Genomic DNA, 23,168 nt, shown 5'->3' with positions numbered 1-23,168 from the left:
GCGGCGGCGGCCGCGGCGATCCGGCGTTCGACCTCCTCGGGCGCCAGGGCGTCGAAGGTCTTGAGGGTCTCGCCGGTCGCGGGGTTCACCGTGGCGATGGGCATGGGCGTCCTTCCTCGACGGGCCGGAGCGGCCCCCGGCGGCCCGGGGCCTCCAGACGACCTTGCGGCGCGCCGCCCGCCCGCGCAAGACGGACGGGCGGCGCATCCGGGCCGCGGGGTCAGCGCGGGGGCTGGTCCGTGGCGTCGTCGGCGGCGCGCCCGGGGCCGGGCAGCCGGGCCCGGTCCCAGTGGCCGACCTCCCACTGGCCGACGGCCTCGGCCGTCGGGCCGACCGCCCCGGAGGCGGCCTCGGCGGTGGCGTGCGTCCGCTCCGGCGGGACCCGGCCGGACGGACCGTGCCCTCCACGACGGGGACGCCGGCCCGGTCGGGCAGCAGCCGGGGTGCGGTGCAGGACGGCGACGGCCAGCGCGGAGGAGAGGCCGAAGGCCACGCAGCCGGTCCAGGGCAGCCAGGGGCAGTCGAAGCGCTTGGCCGTGTCCATGGTCCAGCCGACGACGGCGTTGCCGCCGGCGGCCGTCAGGCCGGCGAAGACGTAGAAGAGCCCGAAGTAGGTGCCGGCCAGCGTCTCGCGGCCGAAACCGGGGGATCATCTCCAGCACGGCGGGGTGGGCGATCATCGTGCCGAAGTACAGCAGCAGCGAGCCGGCGAGCATCACGAGCATCCGCGGCACGACCTCGCGCATGCCCGCGGGCGGGCCGTCGGCGCAGATCAGCAGCGGGGGCAGGAAGCCCATGCCCATGATGACGAGTCCGGCGCCCACCCCAGCGCTGGCCGCCGCCGTGCCGTTCCAGGGTCCGGGTGATGGGCATCTGGAAGAGGTGGCCACGGCCCCGGCGCCGAGCAGCACCCCGGCCGCGCCCTCCCAGCCGGACGCCTGCCGGGCGCCGGCCGGCAGCAGCAGGCAGAGCTGGTTCTCGACGGTGAACATGCCGGTCGTCGCCAGGGAGAACAGCAGGAACCGGCGGTTGCCGAAGACCTCCAGCCAGTCGCCGAGGACGGTGGTGCTCCGGGCGGCGGTGGGCGGCTCGCGGTCCGGGAGGACGAGGGCCTGGCCGACGGTCATCAGCCCGTAGACGCCGGCGGCGGCCACGGCGCAGACCCGGAAGTCGGTGCGGATCAGCACGCTGCCCAGCAGCAGCCCGATCAGCGAGCCGATGGTGGCGTAGGCGTTGAGCAGCGCGAACACCTCGGCCTTGCGGTCGCCGGCCTCCAGCGCGGCGTAGGCGCGGGCGGAGGGGTAGAAGAGGCCCGCCGCCAGGCCGTTGAGCAGGGAGGCGCCGAGGACGACCGGCAGGCTGGTGCCGAAGGCGAAGAGGGAGAACCCCAGGGTGCGCAGGGGCGCACCCGGCGATGATCACCGCGCGGGGTCCCAGCCGGTCCGCGGCGGAGCCACCGAGCAGGAAGAGGCCCTGCTGGCCCAGGTTGCGCACGCCCAGCACCAGGCCGACGAGCGCGTCCGACATTCCGAGTTCCTGCCCCAGATATGCCGCGAGAATGGCACCAGGATATAGAACCCGATGTCGATCCCAAACTGGTTGATCAATAGCAGTCGCAATGCGAGAGGAAACTCGCGAGTGACCCGAAAGGCTTTCATGCGCATCCCTGCATTTAGCTCGGGCAGGCAGGAATCAACTCCCTGCACCGAGGTGGGCAGATGAGCCCGAGGGGTTGACAGTGCGCAGAGCGATACGGACGGCTACCTTGCCTGACCTCGCACTTTTTCCTGATCAACGGAGGTGATCAGGGGCCGGGGGGCACCCCCGCCGTCCGGTGCGCCGGCCCGCTCCCCGCCCCGGGCAACGCGGGGAGGGAAAAGCCGTCGGCCGACGTGGAACGAGCGGTCGATCATATGCTTTTGCGGTGCATCCTCAATGACTCCCGACTGCGGCTCGGAAGAATACGCACCCCACACGTTAGCAAAGCACTCGGATTCCGGATAGAGCGGAGTACGGGCCTTTCAAGCGACACGGCCGGACATTGGCTGAATTTGTCCCCGCCTTTTCCTTCGGAGTGCTGGAACTCGCGTACTGGGAACTGGCCTTTGGCGGCCGTGACGCACGGCGGCAGCGGGGCCCCCGGCCCGCGGGGACGTCACACGCAGGGGGGCATTCAGGACCGCGCGGCGGCCCCCGGAGGGTCGGCGTCAGGCGGAGGCCGGGCGGCCCGCGCCGAGCCCCAGGCCGGTCGCGGATCACCCGCACGGCCGCCTCGGCGTCGTCCACGGTGACCGTGAAGGAGCGCCCGTCGCCGAGCCGGACCACGAAGCCCTCGCCGCGGCGCACCACGACGCCCGTGCCCTGGTCGGGCCGCCAGCGGTAGCCCCAGCCACCCCACTGCCGAGGGGGTGACGCCGGGGACGAAGTCGGCCCCCACCACATGGGCCAGCGGGATGCGGGTCCGCGGCAGGCCGATGTGGCCGCAGCGGATCTCCAGCGTCTCCTTGTTGATCCGGACGGCGACGTGGACGAAGGCGACCGTGCCGTAGAGCATCAGCAGGCCGGCGGCGGACGCAGCCGACCACCGACATCATCAGCGGGATGGCTCCGGAGGTCCACGGATTGGCCACGGCCAGCTCGATGCCGAGGGCCATGCACGCGGCGCCGGCGGCGGCCAGGAGCCACTGCACGCGGTTGGGTCGCACGGCCCGTCCAGACCGTGGAGTCGCCGTCCTCCTGCCCCTGCGGGGGCCTCCGGGTGGTCCCTCATACCAGGCAGCGGTACAGAGCTTCCGCCGGGGCGGCCAGGGTTCCCGGGCCCGCCGTTACGGCCGGGCCGCGCCCACCGTCACCAGTGAACGGGCCCTCGGGGTAGGACAGCGCCGCCCGCCCCAGGCTCCCCTCCCGGCCGCTGAGCAGCACGGTGAGCGCGCCGCCCGGTGCGGCGTCCGGGTCGGGGGACCCCCCGATCCGGCGCAGGGCCTGTGCGGCCACCGCGCCCGCCGAACCGTGCAGGGCGACGGGCGGGCGCGGACGGCTGCCGCACCGCGGCCCGGATCCGCTCGGCGACCAGCTCGTAGTGGGTGCAGCCCAGGACGACGGCGCGTACGTCCTGCGGCGTGCGCGCGGCCCGCGGCGGCGATCGCGGCGCGTCGATGGCCGCGTCGTCCGCCCGCTCGACGGCGTCGGCGAGACCGGGGCAGGGCACCTCGGTCACCTCGACGCCGGCGGCGAAGTCCCGGATGAGGCCGCGCTGGTAGGGGCTGCCGGTGGTGGCGGGGGTGGCCCAGATGGCCACCGGGCCGCCGCCGGCCGCGGCGGGCTTGATCGCGGGAACGGTGCCGATCACCGGGAGGCCGGGCTCCAGTTCGGCGCGGATGGCGGCCGCAGCGCGTGCACGGACGCGGTGTTGCAGGCCACGATCAGCGCGTCCGGGCGGTGCTCGGCGGCGGCGCGGGCGCAGCCGAGGGCGCGTGCGGTGACGTCCCTCGGGGGTGCGGGGCCCCCAGGGCATGCTGGCGGGGTCGGAGGAGAGGACCAGCTCGGCGTCGGGCCGCAGCCGGTGCACGGCGGCGGCAGCCGCCAGGAGGGCCGTATGCAGGAGTCGTGAGCGCGATGTCGACAATTCCCCCGGTCACATTTAATGGATGGCCACGGCCGGGAACCTCCGGCGGGGGCCTTTGTGACACTCTCCGTTCCGTTCTGGCCAGTGTCCGCCCTCCCCCGCCGCGGTACGGCAGACTGCGGCGGGTGAACGCGATGACAGTGGATCTCCGTCGGTTCGCTGGCCGCGTGGCTGTGGCTGCTGCTGGGCCAGGGCTTCTCTCTGGCGCACGGACGTACGGCTGCGCACCGCGCACGCCGCCCGCCGCCTGGCCGTCGGTGGCGATCGTGTGTCCCCGCCCGGGACTGAGGCCGAAGTGCGTCCCCCTGAGCCTGCCGTCCCTGCTACGCCCAGGACTACCCGGGCCGGCGAGATCTTTCCTCGTCGACGACGGCAGCAGCACGGACGGCACCGGGGGAACTGGCCCGCGCGCTGGCGGGACGGGCACGGCGGCTGCTCACCGCTGACCGTGGACTCCCCCGGCGAACGGGCCCCGGCTGGACGCGGCAAGCTGTGGGCGGTCCGCCACGGCATGGCTCCTGGGCCCGCGCCCGTACGCGACGCCGAATATCTGCTGCTGACCGACGCGATCGCGACGTCGCGCACAACCCCCGACAGCCTGGCGGGAGTTGGTCGCCGCCGCCCGCTCGGGCGGGCTCGACCTGGTCTCGCAGATGGCCCGGCTGCGGGTGGCGACGGTGTGGGAGCAAATGATCGTCCCCGCCTTTCGTCCACCTCTTCGCCCAGTCTCTACCCCTTCCGTCGGGTCCAACCGGCCGGGCACGCGGCACGGCCGCGGCCGCCGGCGGCTGCGCGTCCTGCTGCGCCGGAGGCCGCCGAGCGGGCCGCATCCCGACTCCGTCCGGCACGCGGTGATCGACGACGTGTCGGTCGCCCGCGCGGTCAAGCGCTCCGGCGGCCGGATCTGGCTGGGACTGGCCGAGCGCGTGGACAGCGTCCGGCCCTACTCGGGGCTCGCCCCGCTGTGGCGGATGGTCTCGCGCAGCGCCTACGCCCAGTTGCTGTACAACCCGCTGCTGCTCCTCGGGACGGTGGCCGGGCTGGCGGTGGTCTACCTGGCCCCGCCGGTGGCGGTGGCCGTGGGGGCCGTGACCGGTGCGCCCGTGACCCTGGCCGCGGGCACGGCGGCGTGGGCGCTGATGGCCGGGACGTACGTACCGATGCTGCGCTATTACCGCCAGCCGTTGTGGCTCGCGCCGCTGTTCCCCGTCACGGCCCTGCTCTACCTGCTGATGACCGTCGACTCGGCGGTGCAGCACCACCGGGGCCGGGGCGCGGCCTGGAAGGGACGGACGTACGCCCGTCCCGAACCCGCGCCCCGCCCCGGCGAGTAGCCGTCGGGCCGTCACTTGCGGCCGGGCGTCCAGTTCATGCCCCAGCCGTAGGCGTGGTCGAGGGTGCGCTGCGGGCTGACGCCGCGCTCGGGCACCAGGTAGCGGGCCTCACGCCGGACGACGAGGTCGCCGCCGTCGTTGGTGATGAGGGCGAGGGCGCAGACGTTGGAGTCGACCGTGCACTCGTCGAGCGAGAAGTCGACGGGCGCGCCGTGCTGCGGCTGGAGGGTGACGGTGGCGTGCAGGCCCGCGAAGCTGCTGGCACCCTGATAGATGGTGACGAAGACGAGGATGCGCCGGAAGTCGCGGCTGCGGTCGAGGTTGACGGTGAGGTTCTCACCGGCCGCGGCCGCGCCGGTGCGGTCGTCGCCGTCGAGGTGGATGTAGGGCGGCCGGTGCAGCGAGCCGAAGGGAGTTGCCGAGGGCCTGGACGACGCCCTTGGTGCCGTCGTTGAGCTCGAACAGCGCCCCGAGGTCGAGGTCCAGGTCCGGGCCGCCACCCCTGGAGGGCCTTGGAGAGGCGCCGGCCCCAGCCGCCGCCCTTGGCGGGTTCCTGGTGCCGCATCTGCCAGTTGAGGTTGACGCGCAGCGCGCCGGAGGTGCCGCCCTGCTTGGTGAGGGAGACGGCGGGGGCCTCCTTGGTGAGCGTGATCTTGCTCAGGCTCACGGGGGCGGCCGGGACGGCCGCGGTCGGCGGGGGTACGGGGGCGGCCGGGACGGCCGCGACCGACGGGGGCACGGGTGCGCCGGGAGCCTGCGCGGCGGGCCGCGCGCCGGTCCCGGCAGGCCCGGGGCCCGCCGACCCGGCCGAACCGGCCGACCCGGCCGACCCGGCCGAACCGGCCGACCCGGCCGAACCGGCCGAACCGGCCGAACCAACCGGGCCGTGCGCGGCCCCTGTTGCCCCGGACGCCGGCGCGGCCGGGGCAGCAGGCGCCGGCGGGCGCTGCCGGAGCGGCGGCTCCGTACGGCGCACCCCGGCGCGGGAGCGCCCGGGGCGGCGGGCGCGGACGGCCCGGCGGGCGCAGCCGGAGCAGCGGCTCCGTGCGGCACGCCCGGCGCGGGAGCGCCCGGGGCGGCGGGCGTCACACCCGCCCCGGCCGGGCCCGCCGCTCCCGGAGCGGCAGGGGCCGCCGGCGCACCGGGCGTCCCCGCGGGACCCGCCGCCCCACCCGCAGCGGCCGCCGGCCGCTCCGGCTCCCGCCCCGGTTCGTCCACCGAGATGCCGAAGTCCGTCGCCAGGCCCGCGAGTCCTCTGTCGTAGCCCTGCCCCACCGCCCGGAACTTCCACTCCCCCTGCCGCCGGTACAGCTCCCCGAGCACAAAGGCCGTCTCCACCGTGGCGTCCTGGCTGTCGAAGCGGGCCAGTTCCGCGCCGCCCGCCGTGTCCAGGACGCGTACGTACAGCCCGGGCACCTGCCCGAAGGCGCCGCCGTCGGCGGAGGCCGCGAGGACCACCGTCTCCACCTCGGGCTCGACGGCCGCCAGATCGACGGCGAGGGCGTCGGTCACCGCGTCCCCCGCCGGGACCTTGCCCTCGTGCCGCACCGCCCCCGAGGGGTGCGCCGCCTGGTTGTAGAACACGAAGTCGGCGTCGGAACGGACCCGGCCCCCGGCGAGCAGCAGCGCGGAGGCGTCGACGTCCGGCACGCCGGGGCCGGTGCGCCAGCCCAGTTCTATCCGCACCGCCGGTGCGGCGATCCGGACGTTGGTGCCCTTGAGCATCCCCATCTTCTCTTCCACCTCTGCTGACGCCTTCGCTGAACGATCTTGAACCGGCCCTCGGACGGGCCGCGAACGATCCGGTCACCCAGCCGAACGAACCGGTCCTTTACACCGTTCCAACACATCGCGACCACCGAATTCTCCGGCTTCGCCCCGATTGGTCATGCCGGCCCGTCGAGCCCCCGTAAACAACCCAGGTACCTGACTCCCCAACCGGCACATCGTGGGCTTAACTTAAGGGCTATGACCTCCCCCCGCAGTGCCTACGGCAGCGGCTATTACGCCGCGTCGTCCTTCCCGGACACCCCCATCTACGACAGCCTCGTCGCCGAGCGGGGCACCCCGCAGATCGCCCCCATCCGGGTGTCGGCGCCGTTCGACGGCGGCAGCAACCTGCCGGCGCTGCCCGCCCTGCCCTCGGGCCAGGGCATGGCGCCGCCCGCGGCTCCGCAGATGCCGCAGCACCCGCAGGGCGGGTACGTGCCGCAGCCCCCCGCAGTACGGCCAGCCGGCCGCCGCGCAGCCCGGCGGGCTCCAGCAGGCGCCGTCCCCGTACATCCCGCAGCAGGCGTCCGCGCCGCGCGGCTACCCCGGGGCGCAGCAGCCGTACCAGCAGCAGCGTCCGGGGGCGGTGGGGCCCAACCCGGCGGGCTACGACGCGATGCGCCCGGTCGCGCCGCGTCCCGCCGCGCCGTACGAGGATCCGTACCAGCGCCCTTACCAGGGCCAGGGGGGGTACTGAGCCGACGCGCCGAACACCCGGTCCGGCGGGGCGACTTGCCGGGACCGGACTGACAGGATGGGGGCGCATGCCCACCCCTGTTCTCACGGCGGTCCACCTCTACCCGGTCAAGTCGATGGCGGGGGACGCTCCCGGGGAGGCGGCCGTCGAGCCGTGGGGGCTCGCCGGGGACCGCCGGTGGATGGCCGTCCGGCCGGACGGCCGGTTCCTGACCCAACGGCAGCTGCCGCGGCTCGCGTTGGCCTCGGCGCGGCTCCTGCCCGGCGGCGGCGTGCGGATCGCGGCCCCCGGGGGCGGGGACGCTGGAGGTGCCGGTGCCGGACCCCGCGGAGCGGGGCACGGTCCGGGTCACGTTGTTCCGGGACGGCGCCGAGGCGGTGCCCGCGGGGCCGGACGCCGACGCCTGGCTGACCGACTACCTCGGCACCCCGGCCCGGCTGGTGCACATGGACGACCCGGCCGTCCGGCGTCCGGTCGATCCCCACTACGCACGCCCGGGGGACCGGGTGAGCTTCGCCGACGGCTTCCCCCTGCTGCTCACCGCGCGCTCCTCGCTGGACGCCCTCAACTCCCTGGTGGCCGAGGGGGATCACGCACGGGAGGGCCCGCTGCCGATGAACCGCTTCCGGCCCAACGCGGTGGTCGCCGGCACCGCGCCCTGGGCCGAGGACGGCTGGCGGCGGGTGCGGCTGGGCGAGGTCGCGTTCCGGGTCGCCAAGCCCTGCGGCCGGTGCGTCGTCACCACCACCGACCAGCGCGCGGGCGTCCGCGGCCGGGAGCCGCTGCACACGCTCGGCCGCCACCGGCGCCGGGACGTGGGCGTGGTCTTCGGGCAGAACCTGGTGCCGGAGCACACCGGGGTGCTGCGGATCGGCGACCCCGTCGAGGTCCTGGAATGACCCGGCGAAGTCCCGGAACGGGCTCCCCCTCCCCCGCCCCGCACGCCCCCGCGCGCGCGTCAACGCGCCGTCCGGGCCGCCCTCCAGGGGTGATGACGCTCTCTCCTCCGCACCGTCCCGCATGCGGGGCCCCTTGTGAGGTAATGGGACGCAAGGGGGGTGAGCACCATGGGCGCGACGTCCTGGGTACGGCGGTCCACCTGGCGCTGGCGGCGCAATCCGCTGCGCCGTCCCACCGATGTCCTGGAGACCTGGGTGTGGACCGCGGCCGTGGTGGTGATGCTGGTGGCCGGCTCGCTGGTCGGCTGGCTGACCGGCGCCACCGCCCATGCCGCCCTGCGGCAGACCGCACGCGAACAGCAGCTCCACCGGCACCTGGTGAGCGCCACGGCGCTGCGCATGACGGGCCGCGGTGCCGGCGCGGACCGGGAGGCCACCACCGGGCGCGAGGGGTACCACCGGGTGCTCGCCCCGCTGGCCGTCCCCGGACGGCGGCTGGCGCACCGGGCTGGTCCCGCTGCCCTCCGCCGCGGTGCCGGGCCACCGCTTCCCGCTGTGGACCGACGACCACGGCCGGCTCGCGGGCCGTCCGCTGGACGCCGCCACCGCGTCCGTCCACGCGGCGCTGGCCGGTGCCGCCGCCGCGGCGGCCGCCGCGGGCGCGGTGCACGGGCTGCGGATGCTGACCGTCTGGCGCATCATGCGCTGGCGGCACGAGCGGTGGGACCGCGCCTGGGAACGGGCCGGACAGACCTGGGGCCGGGCGGACGCCGCCGGCTGACGCGGACGGACGGCGGCCCGAGGTGGTGTGAGCTGCGGCGGACGGTCAACTGCCGTGCCCGGCGCACGCTACGGTGGAGCGGCCGGGTACGCACCGGTCCCGGACGGCCCGTTCGTCCGGGCGGGCACACGCACGAGGTGGGGGCGCAGCAGCACCATGGCACAGGGCTCGGTCCCAGGTGACCCACAGCGGCCCGTCGCGCTGGCGGCGGCGCACCGGGGAGTACGACTGTCTCGCCGCGGCCCTGGAGGCGGCGGCCGACGGGGACGTGCTGTCCGTCGCCCCGGGCACCTACCGGGAGAACCTGGTGGTGGCCCGCGCCGTCACCCTGCGCGGCGCCGACGGGGCGCCCGGTTCGGTGCGGATCGCCCCGCCCGAGGGCGTCGCGCTGACCGTCACGGCCTCGGCGGCCCTGCTCGACCTGCACGTCGAGGGCCACGACGCGGCCGCTCCCGCGCTGTTGGTGGACGACTGCGCCCCCGAGCTGATCGGACTGCGGGTGGTGACCCGTTCGTCGGCGGGCATCGAGGTCCGCGGCGGCGCCCGGCCGACGGTGCGTCAGTGCACGGTCGACAACGTGGCGGGCACCGGCATCAGCGTGCTGGACGGCGCGGGCGGCGTCTTCGAGGACTGCGAGGTGGTCGCCGCCGGCCAGTCGGGCATCAGCGTGGACGGAGGCGGAGCGCCCCGGCTGGAGCGCTGCCGGGTGCACCACGCGCGCGGCGCCGGCCTGTCGGTGACGGGCGACGGCAGCACGCTGGAGGCGGTGGGCTGCGAGGTGTACGAGATCAAGGGCGCCGGGGTGCGGCTGGCCGCCCGCGCCGCCGGGCGGCTGACCGAGTGCCGGGTGCACCGGGTCGCGGCCGACGGCGTGACCCTGGACGGCGAGGCCGTGCTCGCCCTGACCGACTGCGACATCCACGACGTCCCGGAGAACGGCGTCGATCTGCGGGCGCGTTCGGTGCTGACGATGTCCCGGTCCACGGTGCGCCACTTCGGGCGCAACGGCCTGTCGGTATGGGATCCGGGCACCCGCGCCGAGGCCGACCGCTGCGAGATCCAGGACAGCACCGGCGACTACCCGGCGGTGTGGGTCAGCGACGGCGCGACGGCCGTCCTCACCGCGTGCCGGGTCCACGACGTACCGGACGCGCTCTTCGTCCTCGACCGCGGCTCGTGCGCGGAGGTCAGCGACAGCGATCTGTCCCGCATCCGGGGCACGGCGGTCTCGGTCAGCGGCGGCGCCACCGCCGAGCTCGGCGACTGCCGGATCCGGGAGGCCACCACCGGCGCCTGGTTCCGCGACCACGGCAGCGGCGGCACCCTCACCGGCTGCACCATCGACGCGACGGCGACCGGGGTGATCGTCACCAAGGGCGCGGACCCCACCTTCGAGCAGTGCTCGGTGAGTTCACCGCTGGAGGCCGGCTTCTACGTCTCGGCGGAGGGCCGCGGCACCTTCCGGCACTGCCGGGTGACCGGCAGCGGCGGCTACGGCTTCCACGTCATCGACGGCTGCCGGGCCACCCTCAGCCACTGCCGCACCGAGCGCTGCGCGCGCGGCGGTTACGAGTTCGCGGACGGCGGGGCGCAGGGGCCGGTGAGCGAGGGCTGCACGAGCGACGAGCCCGTCGTCCTGCCCGCCGTGGAGCGGGCCCCGCTGCCGGCCCCGGCCGCGCCGCCGAAGCCCGCGGTGGAGCCGGCCGCGCCACCGGCGGGTTCCTCCCGCCCCGCCACGGCCGTCCTCGGCGAACTCGACAGACTGGTCGGCCTGGACAGCGTCAAGCGGGAGGTGCGGGCGCTCACCGACATGATCGAGGTCGGCCGCCGCCGCCGGGAGGCCGGCCTCAAGGCCGCGTCCGTCCGCCGCCATCTGGTCTTCACCGGCTCCCCCGGCACCGGCAAGACCACCGTCGCCCGCCTCTACGGCGAGATCCTCGCCTCCCTCGGCGTGCTGGAACGCGGCCACCTGGTCGAGGTCTCCCGGGTCGACCTGGTCGGCGAGCACATCGGTTCCACCGCCATCCGCACCCAGGAGGCGTTCGAACGGGCCCGCGGCGGCGTCCTGTTCATCGACGAGGCGTACGCGCTCGCCCCCGAGGACTCCGGCCGGGACTTCGGCCGGGAGGCGATCGACACCCTGGTGAAGCTGATGGAGGACCACCGGGACGCGGTGGTCGTGATCGTCGCCGGCTACACCGCCGAGATGGAGCGCTTCCTGACCGTCAACCCCGGTGTCGCGTCCCGCTTCTCCCGCACCATCACCTTCGGCGACTACGCGCCCGAGGAGCTGTTGCGCATCGTGGAACAGCAGGCGGAGGAGCACGAGTACCGCATCGGCGCGGGCGCGCCCGAGGCGCTCCTCGGCTACTTCCGCGCGATCCCCCGGGGCCCGGCGTTCGGCAACGGCCGTACGGCACGCCAGACGTTCGAGGCGATGGTGGAACGCCACGCGGGCCGGGTGGCCCAGCTGTCCCACCCGAGCACCGACGACCTGACCCTCCTGTACCCCGAGGACCTGCCGGCCCTGCCATGACGACCGACCCCCCTCACGCCCACGGCATGCTCGACGTGGGCGACGGCCACCGCATCCACTGGGAAGTCTCCGGGAACCCCGACGGCAAGCCGGCCGTCGTCGTCCACGGCGGCCCCGGCTCGGGCTGCCACCCCGGCATGCGCCGCCCCTTCGACCCGGACCGCTACCGCGTCGTCCTCTTCGACCAGCGCGGCTGCGGCCGCAGCACCCCGCACGCGGCCGACCCCACGACGGACCTGCGCCACAACACCACCGCACATCTCGTGTCCGACATGGAACGGCTGCGGGAGCACCTGGGCATCGACCGCTGGCTGCTGTACGGCGGTTCGTGGGGCTCCACGCTGCTGCTGGCCTACGCCGAGCGGCATCCCGGTCGGGTGTCGGAGATCGTGATCGCCGGAGTCACCACGACGCGGCGCTCGGAGATCGACTGGCTGTACCGGGGCGCGGGCCGGTTCTTCCCCGAGCAGTGGGAGCGCTTCGTGGCGGGCGCGGGCGTCGCCGCCTCGGACGACCTGATCGCCGCCTACGCGCGCCGGACGGAACACCCGGACCCGGCGGTGCGGGACCGGGCGGTGGAGGACTGGTGCGCCTGGGAGGACGCGGTCCTGTCCGGCGAGACGAAGTCCGGCGCGCCCCGCCCGTACGGCGACCGCCCCTCGGCGGCCCGGCGCGCCCTGGTGCGCCTGTGCGCCCACTACTTCTCCCACGGCGCGTGGCTGGAGGAGGGGGCGCTGCTGCGCGACGCGGGACGCCTGGCCGGCATCCCGGGCGTCCTGGTCCACGGCCGCCTGGACCTGGCGGGCCCGCTGGGCACGGCGTGGGAGCTCCACCGGGCGTGGCCGGACGCCGAGTTGATCGTGGTCGAGGAAGAGGGGCATACGGGCGGCGAGGTGACGGCACGTCATGTACGGGCGGCGCTGGACCGCTTCGCGGGAGCGGGCTGACAGCGGTTCAGCGGGCGGCAGCGGTCGGTGTCCGGCCCTGTTCGGCCTGCAGCAGGCGTTGCGCCTGCATGCGGGTGAGCGCCAGCAGGACCTGCGCGCTGTCCTTGTTCTTGTCCGCGTCCTGATACGTCAGGGTGGCCACTGCGGTGCCCACGCGCACGGTCATGGAGACGCTCGGCCCGCCGTAGGGAGCCCGGGGGCGGGAGGAGGCCCCGCTCTCGTTGCCGACCGCCGGCATGGAGACCTCCCGGCCCTCGGCCGCCCGGCTGCCGGTCACGTTCTTGAAGGCGGTGCCGGCCGTCCGTCGGTCGGGGTACGCGGCCAGGGAGATGTCCACGGTGCCGGCGTCCCCCGGCGGCCTGTACTGCGCCAGGCCCCGGCTCGAATGCAGGGTGCAGTCCCGCGAGGCATTGCCCGGCCGGCACCGCTCCGTCCACGGCACTTCGCGGACGCTCGACGGCATGACGCCGGGCTTCCAGCCGGCCGGCATGCTCGGCAGGTCCGGCAGGGCCACCCGCACCGCCGCGGCGTCGAGGGTCGTGTCGGGGTCGGGAGGAGCCGCCGGCAGGCTGCTGCTCGCCGGGCGGCCGTCCTCATGGGTGTCCGCCCCACCGCCGCACCCGGTCAGACCCCATACGAGCACCGCGGCGATTCCCCAGCCACGGCCGAACGGCCTGCGACGAACGAGCTCCACCGATTGCCTCCAGACTTCACCTTCGAACGCGAAGGCCGAGCATAAGGGCACCGTGTCCGCCGGGAATGATCACTCCCCCCCATACAGAAGGCCCGGCCCCCGTCGCCGATGACCGGGTCTCAGAACAACGCCGGCGGCTCGCCCCCCGGCCGCCCGTCCTCCCGCTCGACCTCGACCGTCATCTCCGCATCGTCCCCCACCGCCCCCAACTCCCACCCCGCCAGCCTCCGTCCGTCCACCACGACCGACACCCCGTCCTCGGCCGTCAGATACACATCCGGCCCGGCGACGGCCGCCACCCGCCCGGCCACCACGCACCGCGCCGACAACACGGCCGCCCCCGCCCCGGGTTGGATCCGCTCCAGATGGAAGACCTCGTCGTGGTGGACGGGCGCGAACGCCCGTACCGTCAGCGACTCGGGCAGACCGGGGACCGCACAGGCCCGGGCATGGAGCGCCCCCAGCTCGTCCTCCCGCACCGACCGCGGCGGCAGCGGACACCGCGCGGCCCTCTTCGCCGCGTACGGAAAGCGGTCCGGCACCCCGAGCGCGGCCCCCAGGACCGCCTCCGCCCGGCGCGCGGCCATCAACGGCCCGCGTCCGAGCAGGGCGTACGACAGCGCCGCCTGTTCGAGCAGCCGTACCCCGCCCCGCTCGGCGGCGGTGATGCCCGCCTTCACCAGGCCGGGGGCGAACCACGCGAGGTAGACGTCGTAGGGCCGCGGGTCGTCGGCCATCGTGTCGGCGGCGACGGAGCGCGAGCGGTCGAGCCGGGCGCAGTCGGCGCACTGGGCGGAGACGGCCGCGGGCGGCACGGACGCCCCCGTGGGGCACGGGGTGTGCCGCCCGCCCCGGCGCACGCCGACGCAGTGGCGCGCGTCCCCGAGGACGAAGCCCAGCCGCCGTCCCGGGGACAGCGGCGAGAGCCGTTCCCCGTGCAGCGGGTGCCGCCAGAGCACCGACGGGCCGGCGGTGCTCCAGCGGAGGCCGGTGCAGAGCCACTCCACAGGCACTCCCAACGGGTCAGCGGGTCATCTTGCGCGTGCTCCAGGCTATGCACGCGCCACCGGCGGCGAGCATAGCCACCGTGGTGAGCGCCGTGGACAGCGTGAACCGGTCCGCGAGGAGCCCGATCGCCGGCGGGCCGAGCAGCATGCCGCCGTAGCCGAAGGTGGACGCCGTCGCGACGCCGGAGGGCCCGGCGAGCTCGCCCGCGCGGCCGATCGCGACGGGGAAGGAGTTGGCCAGGCCGAAGCCGGTGATCGCGTAACCGGCGAAGGCCGCCCACGGGGTGGGGGCCAGCGAGCCGAGCAGCATGCCGGCCGCCGCGACGGCCCCGCCGGCCACCAACGTGCCGGTGCGGCCGAGGCGTTCGAGGAGCAGGGTGCCGCAGAGGCGGCCGAAGGTCATGAAGAGCGCGAAGAGCGAGTAGCCGATGGCGGCGGCGCCCGCGCCGGTGCCGAGGTCCTGCTGGAGGTGGAGCGCGCCCCAGTCGGCGAGCGCCCCCTCTCCGTAGGACGAGCAGAGCGCGATCAGGCCGAAGACGGCGACCAGCCCGCGCCGGCGCCCGGCGGACGGCGTCCTGGACGGGCCGTCCGGCACGGCGTGCTCGGCCTTCGGCGCCGGGTGGGCGAGCAGCACCCGCCCGGCGGCGACGCTGACCACCACGCCGATCGCGGTGAGCAGCAGCAGGTGGCGGGTGGCCGAGAGGTGCCCGGCGAGCAGTCCGCCGAGTCCGGCGCCGAGCATGCCGCCGACGCTGTACGCGGCGTGGAAGCTGGGCATCACCGGCCGCCGCAGGGCGGTGACGAGGTCGACGGCGGCGCTGTTCATGGCGACGTTGATCGCGCCGTAGGCGGCCCCGAAGACGAGCAGGACCAGGCCGAGCGCGAGCGCCGAATGCGTCAGCGGGGGCAGGGCGATGCCCAGGGCCAGGCAGAACCCGGCGACGGCGGTCACCGGGTGGCTGCCGAAGCGCCGGCACAGGCGCCCGGTCAGCATCATGACCGCGACGGAGCCGGCGGACACACCGAGCAGGGCGAGCCCGAGGGCGCTCGGGGAGGCTCCGGTCTGGTGTTTGATGGCGGGGATGCGGACCACCCAGCCGGCGAAGAGGAAACCGTCCAGGGCGAAGAAGACGGTGAGCGCGGCGCGGAGGCGGCGGAGTACGGGGTCTACGGGGGCGGCGGCGGGAGGGGGACTCTGCCGGAGGACGGCCGTCCTTATTTTGTTTAGCGTCGGCACAAAGTCAGAATAGGGGCGTGACCCAGACTCGGACAACACGTTTGGAGCGCGGCCGCTCCGCCCTCGGCCCCGCCCTGGAGCTCGTCCACACCGGCCGCGCCCCCACGCGCGCCGTGCTCACCGCCGAACTCGGCGTGACCCGGGCGACGGCCGGCGCCGTGGCCGCCGAACTGGAGGCGCTCGGCCTGATCACGGTCGACGCGCGCCCGGCCGCCGCCGCGGGATCGCAGGGCCGCCCCTCGCACCGGCTGTCCGTCGCCCCCGACGGGCCCGTCGTGCTCGCCGCGCAGATCCACGCGGACGGCTTCCGGGCCGCGCTGGTGGGCCTCGGCGGACGGATGGTCGCCACCGCGCCCGGCTGCATGACCGTACCCGCCGACCCGGCGCACATCATCGGCACGGTCGTCGACGCGGGCGCGCGACTGCTGCGCGAGACCGGCCGGCAGTGCCTGGGCGCGGGCCTGGCCGTGCCGTCCGCGGTCGCCGAACCGGAGGGCACGGCCCTCAACCCGCTCCACCTCTCCTGGCCGGCGGGCGCCCCGGTGCGCGCGCTGTTCGCGGAGGCGCTGGCCGGGGCGGGCGTGCTCGGCCCCCGCGGCGCCGTCGTCACCGGCGTGGCCGGCAACGACGTCAACCTCGCCGCCCTCGCCGAGCACCGGCACGGCGCCGGGCGCGGCGCGCGCCACCTGCTCTGCGTGGCCACCGGGCACCGCGGCGTCGGCGGCGCGCTGGTCCTGGACGGCCGTCTGCACAGCGGGAGTTCGGGCCTGGCCATGGAGGTCGGCCACCTCACCGTCAACCCGGCGGGCCTGCCCTGCCACTGCGGCTCGCGCGGCTGCCTCGACGTCGAGGCCGACCCGCAGGCGTTCCTCACCGCGGCGGGCCGCGCCCCTGGCCCGGCGGGGTCCCTGCTCCACCAGGCCACGGAGCTGATCCGCACGGCCCTCGACGACGACCCGGCCGTCCGCTCGGCCGTGGAACTCCTCGTCGACCGCCTCGGCCTGGGGCTCGCGGGCCTGGTCAACATCCTCAACCCCGACCGCGTCGTCCTCGGCGGCCTGCACCGCGAACTCCTCGCCGCCGACCCGGACCGCCTGCGCGCCGTCGTCGCCGACCGCAGCCTGTGGGGCCGCAGCGGCAGCGTCCCGATCCTGCCCGGGACGCTGGACCACGGCAGCCTGATCGGCGCGGCGGAGGCGGCGTGGCAGCCGGTGCTGGACGATCCGCTGGGGGTGCTGGGGTAGGGGCCCTCAGGAGAAGCCGAGCATGCCGGGCGAGTCGATGTCGACGGTCACCGTGCCGGGCGGGTAGGCGTTCTCCTTGGCGGTCAGCAGGATCGACATCGCAGGGAACTCCGGGCGCGGCGAGGCGCAATACAGGGCGTGGCAAGTGTCCGGGCCGCCGTACCCGTCCCGGACCATCGTCCCGACAGTGACTGCCGCGACCGTGTCGAGATCATCGACAACGACCGCAGGGAAGCGGAGAACGCGGCGCGAGACGTCCTCGTCGGCCGCCTCGGCCTGCACCAGGCACAGGGCGGGGATTGTCAGTCGTTCCCCAGGCCGTTTGGGCGCGTTGCCCGCGAGCAGGTTCAGCGTCTTATGGCCCTGCGCAAGCGCCATGACAGCACTGGTGTCGAAAATGATCACGCGGCAGCGCCCCGGGAGGCACGGACCTTCTCGGCAGCCATCCGGTAGATATTGCCGAGCACGTCGGGCGCGTTGTCGAACTCTTCGTCGCTGATGTCCAGGCCGATCACCTGTCGCACCACTTCCCGGCTCGCCGCGAGGCGCTCCGCGCGCTGCGCGGCGGTCAGCTGCTCGGCGGCGAGCGCCTCCACCAACTGCCCGATGTTCAGCCCCCGTTCCTTCGCCAGCTCCGCGAGGTGATCACGAGTCGCCTTGGAAACCTGAATCGTCGTCGTCGCCATATGCACAATGTAGCGCCGCCACAGCGCTGGGGCTCCCGATCCATAGGATCAACCACTCGCTCCAGCGACCCCTCAAACCGGCGTCCGCTCACGCCCCACCGGCACCGCGACCGCCGGCTCGAACCCCGCGGCCGCCCCGCCCACCCGCTCCCCCCACGGATCCGCTACCGCCGGCACCGGCAGCGTGAACCACACCGCCTTCCCCCCGTCGGCCCGCCGCCGCACCCCCCAGCTCGCGCTCAGCGCCGCGACCAGCGCCAGCCCCCGGCCGTGGAGGCTGCCGCCGTCGGCCGCGCCCACGCACGGCACCCGCGGGTCGTGGTCACGGACGGACACGGTCAGCCGGTCGAGCACCAGCGTGAGCTCGACCGTGCACCGCTTGTCCGGCCCGGTGTGCTGGTGGACGTTGGTCAGCAGCTCGGTGACGCCGAGCGCGGCCGGGTCGATGAGCGGATCGAGGTGCCAGTAGCGCAACTGCGCAGATACGATTCTTCGGATCTGGCCGATCCGCTGCGGCAGGGCCTGGAGCTCGACGGAGCAGTGCTTGTTCACTCGGCTGATCACGGCTGCGACTCCCCGGATGAAGTAGGGCTGGCCTGACGCAGATACGTGCCGCGGTGCGCGCCCGTCCCGGTCCCGCGCACGGGGGCGGGAATCGCCACCCGTACGCGACGGAGACACCGATCCGGAACGCGACCGTCGATGAACCCTCGGTGAGGCGGTACGCACAAGAGTCCGCCCTGTGCGTCGCCCCCGCAACTCGTACCCCTCAGTCCGGCCCGCCCTCCCGGGCCGCCCGCACCACCGCCAGGAAGCGGCGGACCTCCTCCTCGGGATCGGAGGAGCCGTCCTCCCCCAGCGCGAGGACGTAGCGCGTCCCGTTCACCGTCGCCGTCGCGCGCGCCCGGTCCCGGCCGGCGAACCACGGCCGACGGGCCTCCACCGAGTCCACCGGGGCGCTGTCGATTTCCGCCCCGTAGCTGGTGAGGAGCTCCAGCCGGCCGTCGCGGATCTTCACCTGACCGGCCCGCGTGAGGGAGCGCAGGGAACGGTCGATCCGTACCCCTTTCGCGCTGAACTCCGGGAACTCCGGTTCCGCCACGGCGCACCGCCTCTCGGCCGAAGGGTCGTCTGCAGTTCGTCTGGTGCCGCTGTTCGTCCGCTGCTGTTCGTCTGCTGCGCAGTGTGCCCGCGCACCGGCGCCCGCACCAGGGGCCGTTTCCGAGCGCACAGGCGAAAATGCCGGTGAGGCCGGTGCCCCTGTGCGCCGGTGCCGTGAGGAGTGGTGCGCCGTGAACAGCCCAGGAGACCCCGGCGGTCCCACCGCCACCCTCGATGTGGACCGCAGCGATCCGGCATACCGCGCCTGGCTCAAGGACGCGGTCCGCAAGGTGCAGGCGGATGCCAACCGCTCCGCCGACACCCATCTGCTGCGCTTCCCGCTGCCCGCCGAGTGGGACGTCGACCTCTACCTCAAGGACGAGTCGACCCACCCCACCGGCAGCCTCAAGCACCGGCTCGCGCGCGCTCGCTGTTCCTGCACGCCCTGTGCAACGGCTGGATCCGGCCCGAGGCCCCGGTGATCGAGGCGTCCAGCGGCTCGACCGCGATCTCGGAGGCGTACTTCGCCCACCTCGTCGGGGTGCCGTTCATCGCCGTCATGCCGCGCAGCACGAGCCCGGAGAAGTGCCGGCTCATCCAGTTCCACGGCGCGCGCTGCCACTTCGTGGACGACCCGCACATGATGTACGAGGAGGCGATCGCGCTCGCGGAGCGCACCGGCGGCCACTACATGGACCAGTTCACCCACGCCGAACGCGCCACCGACTGGCGCGGCAACAACAACATCGCCGAGTCCGTCTACCAGCAACTGCGGCGCGAACGCCACCCGGAGCCCGCCTGGATCGTGGCCACGCGCGGGCACCGGCGGCACCTCGGCGACCTTCGCCCGCTACGTCCGCTACCTCCAGTACGACACCCGGATCTGCGTGGCCGATCCGGAGAACTCCTGCTTCTTCGACGGCTGGTACGACCACGACCCGCTCGCGCGCAGCGCACGCGGCTCGCGCATCGAGGGGATCGGCCGCCCGCGCATGGAACCCAGCTTCCTGCCCGGCGCGATCGACCGGATGATGAAGGTCCCGGACGCGGCGAGCGTCGCCGCCCTGCACACCCTGGAGGAGGCCCTCGGCCCGCAAGGCGGGCGGCTCGACCGGCACCGGGCTGTGGAGCGCACTGAAGATCGTCGCGGAGATGGTCGCCGAGGGCACCCCGGGCAGCGTCGTCACCCCTGCTGTGCGACCCGGGCGAGCGCTACCTCGACAAGTACTACTCCGACGCGTGGCTCGCGGCGGAGGGGCTGGACGTCGCGCCCTACGACGCGGTGCTCACGGAGTTCCTGACGACGGGCCGGTGGCGGGGCTGACGGCCCCGCCACCGGGCGGCCAGGTACCGGTCGAGGGCCCGGAGCGCGTCCCGGAGGGCCAGGCCGAACACCGGCCGGGCGAGCCGCAGGGCCCAGCGCACGGGGGCCGGCGCGTCGACGGCGAGCGTCCAGCGGACCGCGGTGCCGCGGCCGTCCGGCGAGAGCCGCCAGTCCTCCAACAGGCTTGCGGGCCGGGGACGTTGGTGACGTCCACGCGGTACGCGAAGCGGCGCGGCGCGTCCGCCGCCCATCACCGTCTCGACGAACCGGGCCCCGCCCACGAGCCGGATCTCCCTGCGGCTGCGCCCCGCGCCCGCCACGGGCCGCGCCAACGTCACCACCCGGAACCAGCGGGACCATCCCGTCACGTCCTCGGCGAGCGCCCGGTGCACCCGCGCGGGCCCGGCCGCCGTCCGCCCGGCGAACGTCATCCGCAGCGGGGCGCTCACGCGGGCGGATCCGTCGGCGAAGTCGGCGCCCACGGGGCGGAGTCTGCGCGGCATTCGGGCCCCTCGGGCGATCGATCCGGTGCGCGGCGGGCGCCGGCGGGACGGCAACTGTAGCTCGCGGGGCGCGGGTTGTCTCCAGCGCGCGCCCCGGCCCTGCGGCCGGTTGTTGCCGGGGGATTCTGCCCCCGGCCCGCCCTTTCACACCGTTTCCCCGGGGCAAGCCCCCCCCGGACCCCGCAACGCGGCTGCGCCGCGTTGGCCGGGGGCTGCGCCCCCTGGACTCCTGAACCGCGCTCCGCACGGTGGGCGGGGCTCCGCCCCCTGCACCCCCACCGGGGGCTGCGCCCCCTGGACCCCCGACTGAGCTGCGCCGCCTGGGCACCTACCGGGGGCCTGCGCCCCTGGCCCCCTGCAACCGCGCTTCGCGCGGTTTGTCCTCAAGCTCCCCCAGAGGGGGCACCCCCAGCGGGCTGATTCAGCCTGTCCGGCGTTTGAGGACGAGCGGCGGAGCCGCGATAACGGGTCCGGGGCGGAGCCCCGGAGCAGGGGTGCAGGGGGCGCAGCCCCCGCCCCACCCGCGCGCAGCGCGGTGCCCGGGCCCCGGGGCTTCGCCCCGGAAGAAACTGGGGGCACCTCCCAGCGGTAGCCGGGGGAGAAAGGGCGGGACCGGGGCGAATCCCCCCACCGTCACTCCCGCCCCGCCGGCACCGATCCGCCGCCGAAACCACCTTCCGCGCCACCGGATGCGTCCGCACGATCTCCGCCAGCGTCGTCTGCCCCGCGTGACCCGCGCGAACGCGCGCGCCACGCCGGGCCGAAGCCGGTCACCGCCGCGTGGAAGACGCCCGGCTTCCGGCTGAAGATGGCCAGGACCCGGCGGCCCACGCCCCATCTCGACGCCGAGCCCGGCCTTGATGGCGAAGGCGTAGTTGAGGGCCTGACGGCGGGCGTCGACCGCGTCCTGCGCCTCGGCGATGCGCACGGCCCACTCGCCGGCCAGCTTCCCGGAGCGCAGCGCGAAGGAGATGCCCTCGCGGGTCCAGGGCTCCAGGAGCCCGGCCGCGTCGCCGCAGACGATGACCCGCCCGCGCGAGAGCGGCGAGTCGTCGGAGCGGCAGCGGGTCAGATGCCCGGAGGAGACGCTGGGCTCGAAACCGGCCAGCCCGAGGCGGCCGATGAAGTCGTCGAGGTACCGCTTCGTCCCGGCGCCCTCGCCCCGCGCGCAGATCACACCGACCGTGAGCGTGTCCCCCTTGGGGAAGGACCCAGCCGTAACTGCCGGGCAGCGGGCCCCAGTCGATGAGCACCCGGCCCGCCCAGTCCTCGGCGACCGACGGCGGGACGGGGATCTCGGCCTCCAGGCCGAGGTCCACCTGGTCGAGCTTCACCCCGGACGTGCGCCCCTATCCGGCCGGCGCTGCCGTCCGCGCCGACGACCGCGCGGGCCAGCACCGTCGTGCCGTCGCCCAGGACGACGGCGACCGTGCGCCGGTCGGGCACGGCCGGCCGTGCTGCTCGACGCGCGAGACGGTGACCCCGGTGCGCAGCTCGGCACCCGCGGCCTGCGCCATCTCGACGAGGCGGGCGTCGAACTCCGGCCGGTTGATGAGCCCGAAGAGCATCTTCTTCGACCGCCGGGTCCGCGTCAGCTTCCGTTGGGGAGAACGTGACGGCGTGGCGATACCTGGTTAGTGGGTGCGGGATCATGTTGGGGGGCTTTAGGTTCGAAGCGCGGGAGGCGGGGCCAGGGTGCGGGTCGGGCGGGAAACGGGCCGATGTATGAAAGGGCCGGGAAATGGGGGGAGGCGGGCAAAGCCGGGCAGTGGTCTATGTAGGGGCGGGGCGTATGCTAGGCTGCGGCGCTGTCTCCAGGTAGCAGCACGCCGGCGGCCGGTCCCCCGGCCATTGTGCCCCGCGGCGAGGTGCCAGGCCGAGGGGCTGACCGGCTGCAAGGGCCGCCGCGCCCAACAGACGGTATGCGACGACATCACTGGCAGCTGCCTGGGTCCGTCGTTCGTCTGCGACTAGTGCGTTGTCGCTGCTCACGCTCGTGTTTCCACCTTGCACCCTGTATCGATCTCGTCTTGGTGACTGCGGAATCTCGGTACCCGGTCTCCATCGGACGCTGCTCCGGCGACCGTTCGGGGGGGCTGCCTGCCCTGCATCCTACGCACTCGTCGGCGAGGCCGCGCCGCGGGACGGGAATAGGGTTCCGGCCGGTGGGATCATCGCCGGAGGACGCATGAAATGGATCTGGACTTGGCGTTCATCATGGCCCTTACTGTACGACCTCACACGCGCGTGGCACGCCGAGGAGCGTTCTCATGGACGTTAGCCTCGCGCTGTCCGGTTACCTGCTTTCCTGGGGAAAGGATTTTAATAAGATGGGAGAGAGCTATTCCGCCCAGCGCTCTCGCGGCGAACCGTCGCCGGCCCTGCAAGAATGCCCATGCGGGGCGCAGGGCGTAGCTGACCGAACTGTTGCGGGCGTTCGGTGAGCGTTCCGTGCGACGAGGCGCAGTTTCCTCCGGCGAAAGAGCGAAGGGCGAGGGGTGCGGCGAACTGGGGGTGGCCGAGGCGCGCTGGGCGGCAAGCGCGAAGGATTCCAAAGGTATCTGTCGCCGCTGCAGTGCTGGTACAGCTTCCCGGACGGCACTCCTAGTCGCGTCTTTAGCTGCATAGCCTGCTCCGGGCGCGGAGGGCCTCTCGCAGGTGGTGTCTTACGCGCAACTACGACGTTGCATAGGCCGCCGTCATTGACGAGACGCTGGGTCTGCCCCGGCCCTTCGAGGCTGTACGGAGGTCGGGGACGGCCGCTGGTAACGGGGCGCGGCGCG

The 23,168-nt window shown here is 74.6% G+C and carries 17 protein-coding genes and 7 pseudogenes; 9 read left to right on the top strand and 15 right to left on the bottom strand.

What is annotated here, in order from left to right:
- The 3 genes and pseudogenes from ABD794_RS06270 to ABD794_RS06260 form a co-directional block, all read right to left on the bottom strand.
- A partial coding sequence (locus ABD794_RS06270; RefSeq protein WP_486389116.1) for an MFS transporter occupies positions 1-1,334 on the bottom strand: 1,334 nt, incomplete at its 3' end.
- Between the two features lie 910 nt (positions 1,335-2,244).
- Positions 2,245-2,718, bottom strand: a pseudogene (locus ABD794_RS06265) (hypothetical protein); the annotation flags it as partial.
- Positions 2,719-2,848: 130 nt separating this feature from the next.
- Complete coding sequence (locus ABD794_RS06260) at positions 2,849-3,568, bottom strand: glutamate racemase (RefSeq protein ID WP_344961387.1); 720 nt, start codon at positions 3,566-3,568, stop codon at positions 2,849-2,851.
- Positions 3,569-3,796: 228 nt separating this feature from the next.
- On the opposite strand from ABD794_RS06260, the pseudogene ABD794_RS06255 reads away from it, so the two are divergent.
- Positions 3,797-4,959, top strand: a pseudogene (locus tag ABD794_RS06255) (glycosyltransferase).
- A gap of 11 nt (positions 4,960-4,970) precedes the next feature.
- On the opposite strand, the gene ABD794_RS06250 reads toward ABD794_RS06255, so the two are convergent.
- A complete protein-coding gene (locus ABD794_RS06250) occupies positions 4,971-5,459 on the bottom strand; it encodes a hypothetical protein (protein WP_425585940.1) in 489 nt (162 codons plus the stop codon).
- Positions 5,460-5,622: 163 nt separating this feature from the next.
- On the bottom strand, positions 5,623-6,690 hold the full coding sequence (locus tag ABD794_RS06245) for a TerD family protein (RefSeq protein WP_425585942.1): 1,068 nt from the start codon (positions 6,688-6,690) through the stop codon (positions 5,623-5,625).
- 237 nt (positions 6,691-6,927) lie between these two features.
- Here ABD794_RS06245 and ABD794_RS06240 point away from each other — a divergent pair.
- From ABD794_RS06240 to ABD794_RS06230, 3 genes and pseudogenes are all read left to right on the top strand, one after another.
- Positions 6,928-7,263 (top strand): annotated as a pseudogene (locus ABD794_RS06240) (DUF6643 family protein); the annotation flags it as partial.
- Between the two features lie 82 nt (positions 7,264-7,345).
- Positions 7,346-7,426, top strand: a complete 81-nt coding sequence (locus tag ABD794_RS18635) for a DUF6643 family protein (RefSeq protein WP_425585941.1) — start codon at positions 7,346-7,348, stop codon at positions 7,424-7,426.
- A gap of 67 nt (positions 7,427-7,493) precedes the next feature.
- Positions 7,494-8,325 (top strand): annotated as a pseudogene (locus tag ABD794_RS06230) (MOSC domain-containing protein).
- 59 nt (positions 8,326-8,384) lie between these two features.
- On the opposite strand, the gene ABD794_RS06225 reads toward ABD794_RS06230, so the two are convergent.
- The gene (locus tag ABD794_RS06225; protein ID WP_344961385.1) at positions 8,385-8,714 is read right to left on the bottom strand and encodes a hypothetical protein; all 330 of its coding nucleotides are present in this window, start codon (positions 8,712-8,714) and stop codon (positions 8,385-8,387) included.
- Positions 8,715-8,737: 23 nt separating this feature from the next.
- On the opposite strand from ABD794_RS06225, the gene ABD794_RS06220 reads away from it, so the two are divergent.
- From ABD794_RS06220 to pip, 3 genes and pseudogenes are all read left to right on the top strand, one after another.
- Positions 8,738-9,106: an Rv1733c family protein gene (locus ABD794_RS06220; RefSeq protein ID WP_344961383.1), complete on the top strand. Its 369-nt coding sequence runs from the start codon at positions 8,738-8,740 to the stop codon at positions 9,104-9,106.
- A gap of 156 nt (positions 9,107-9,262) precedes the next feature.
- Positions 9,263-11,642 (top strand): annotated as a pseudogene (locus tag ABD794_RS06215) (right-handed parallel beta-helix repeat-containing protein).
- Positions 11,639-12,589, top strand: coding sequence for a prolyl aminopeptidase (gene pip / locus ABD794_RS06210; protein ID WP_344961379.1), 951 nt, complete (start codon positions 11,639-11,641; stop codon positions 12,587-12,589). The pseudogene ABD794_RS06215 and the gene pip overlap by 4 nt, the downstream one beginning before the upstream one ends.
- A gap of 7 nt (positions 12,590-12,596) precedes the next feature.
- On the opposite strand, the gene ABD794_RS06205 is transcribed toward pip, so the two are convergent.
- The 3 genes from ABD794_RS06205 to ABD794_RS06195 all read right to left on the bottom strand — a co-directional run bounded on the left by ABD794_RS06205 (position 12,597) and on the right by ABD794_RS06195 (position 15,527).
- Positions 12,597-13,232: a hypothetical protein gene (locus ABD794_RS06205; protein WP_344961377.1), complete on the bottom strand. Its 636-nt coding sequence runs from the start codon at positions 13,230-13,232 to the stop codon at positions 12,597-12,599.
- 170 nt (positions 13,233-13,402) lie between these two features.
- Positions 13,403-14,296 carry a DUF2797 domain-containing protein gene (locus tag ABD794_RS06200; protein WP_425585939.1) on the bottom strand — a complete coding sequence of 298 codons (894 nt, stop codon included), beginning with the start codon at positions 14,294-14,296 and terminating at the stop codon, positions 13,403-13,405.
- A 10-nt stretch (positions 14,297-14,306) separates the two neighbouring features.
- Positions 14,307-15,527: an MFS transporter gene (locus tag ABD794_RS06195; RefSeq protein ID WP_344961373.1), complete on the bottom strand. Its 1,221-nt coding sequence runs from the start codon at positions 15,525-15,527 to the stop codon at positions 14,307-14,309.
- A gap of 17 nt (positions 15,528-15,544) precedes the next feature.
- On the opposite strand from ABD794_RS06195, the gene ABD794_RS06190 reads away from it, so the two are divergent.
- A complete protein-coding gene (locus tag ABD794_RS06190; protein ID WP_344961371.1) occupies positions 15,545-16,771 on the top strand; it encodes an ROK family protein in 1,227 nt (408 codons plus the stop codon).
- Positions 16,772-16,777: 6 nt separating this feature from the next.
- Here the strand turns inward: ABD794_RS06190 and ABD794_RS06185 are convergent, their stop codons facing one another.
- From ABD794_RS06185 to ABD794_RS06170, 4 genes are all read right to left on the bottom strand, one after another.
- Positions 16,778-17,176 carry a PIN domain-containing protein gene (locus ABD794_RS06185; RefSeq protein WP_344961369.1) on the bottom strand — a complete coding sequence of 133 codons (399 nt, stop codon included), beginning with the start codon at positions 17,174-17,176 and terminating at the stop codon, positions 16,778-16,780.
- Positions 17,173-17,457, bottom strand: coding sequence for a hypothetical protein (locus tag ABD794_RS06180; protein WP_344961368.1), 285 nt, complete (start codon positions 17,455-17,457; stop codon positions 17,173-17,175). Before ABD794_RS06180 ends, ABD794_RS06185 begins: the two co-directional genes overlap by 4 nt.
- A gap of 72 nt (positions 17,458-17,529) precedes the next feature.
- Positions 17,530-18,021 carry an ATP-binding protein gene (locus ABD794_RS06175; RefSeq protein WP_344961366.1) on the bottom strand — a complete coding sequence of 164 codons (492 nt, stop codon included), beginning with the start codon at positions 18,019-18,021 and terminating at the stop codon, positions 17,530-17,532.
- Between the two features lie 205 nt (positions 18,022-18,226).
- The gene (locus tag ABD794_RS06170; protein WP_344961364.1) at positions 18,227-18,559 is read right to left on the bottom strand and encodes a hypothetical protein; all 333 of its coding nucleotides are present in this window, start codon (positions 18,557-18,559) and stop codon (positions 18,227-18,229) included.
- A gap of 190 nt (positions 18,560-18,749) precedes the next feature.
- On the opposite strand from ABD794_RS06170, the pseudogene ABD794_RS06165 reads away from it, so the two are divergent.
- Positions 18,750-19,882: pseudogene (locus ABD794_RS06165) on the top strand (PLP-dependent cysteine synthase family protein).
- On the opposite strand, the gene ABD794_RS06160 reads toward ABD794_RS06165, so the two are convergent.
- Together ABD794_RS06160 and ABD794_RS06155 are read right to left on the bottom strand one after the other, a co-directional pair.
- The gene (locus tag ABD794_RS06160; RefSeq protein WP_344961363.1) at positions 19,831-20,385 is read right to left on the bottom strand and encodes an SRPBCC family protein; all 555 of its coding nucleotides are present in this window, start codon (positions 20,383-20,385) and stop codon (positions 19,831-19,833) included. The pseudogene ABD794_RS06165 and the gene ABD794_RS06160 sit on opposite strands and share 52 nt — an antisense overlap.
- A 653-nt stretch (positions 20,386-21,038) precedes the next feature.
- Positions 21,039-22,026: pseudogene (locus tag ABD794_RS06155) on the bottom strand (geranylgeranyl reductase family protein); the annotation flags it as partial.
- Positions 22,027-23,168: the final 1,142 nt, after the last annotated feature.

The sequence above is a fragment of the Streptomyces thioluteus genome (assembly GCF_039535865.1).
Note: the sequence above shows the minus strand (reverse complement) of the source record. Positions and strands in the feature narration are given on the sequence as shown.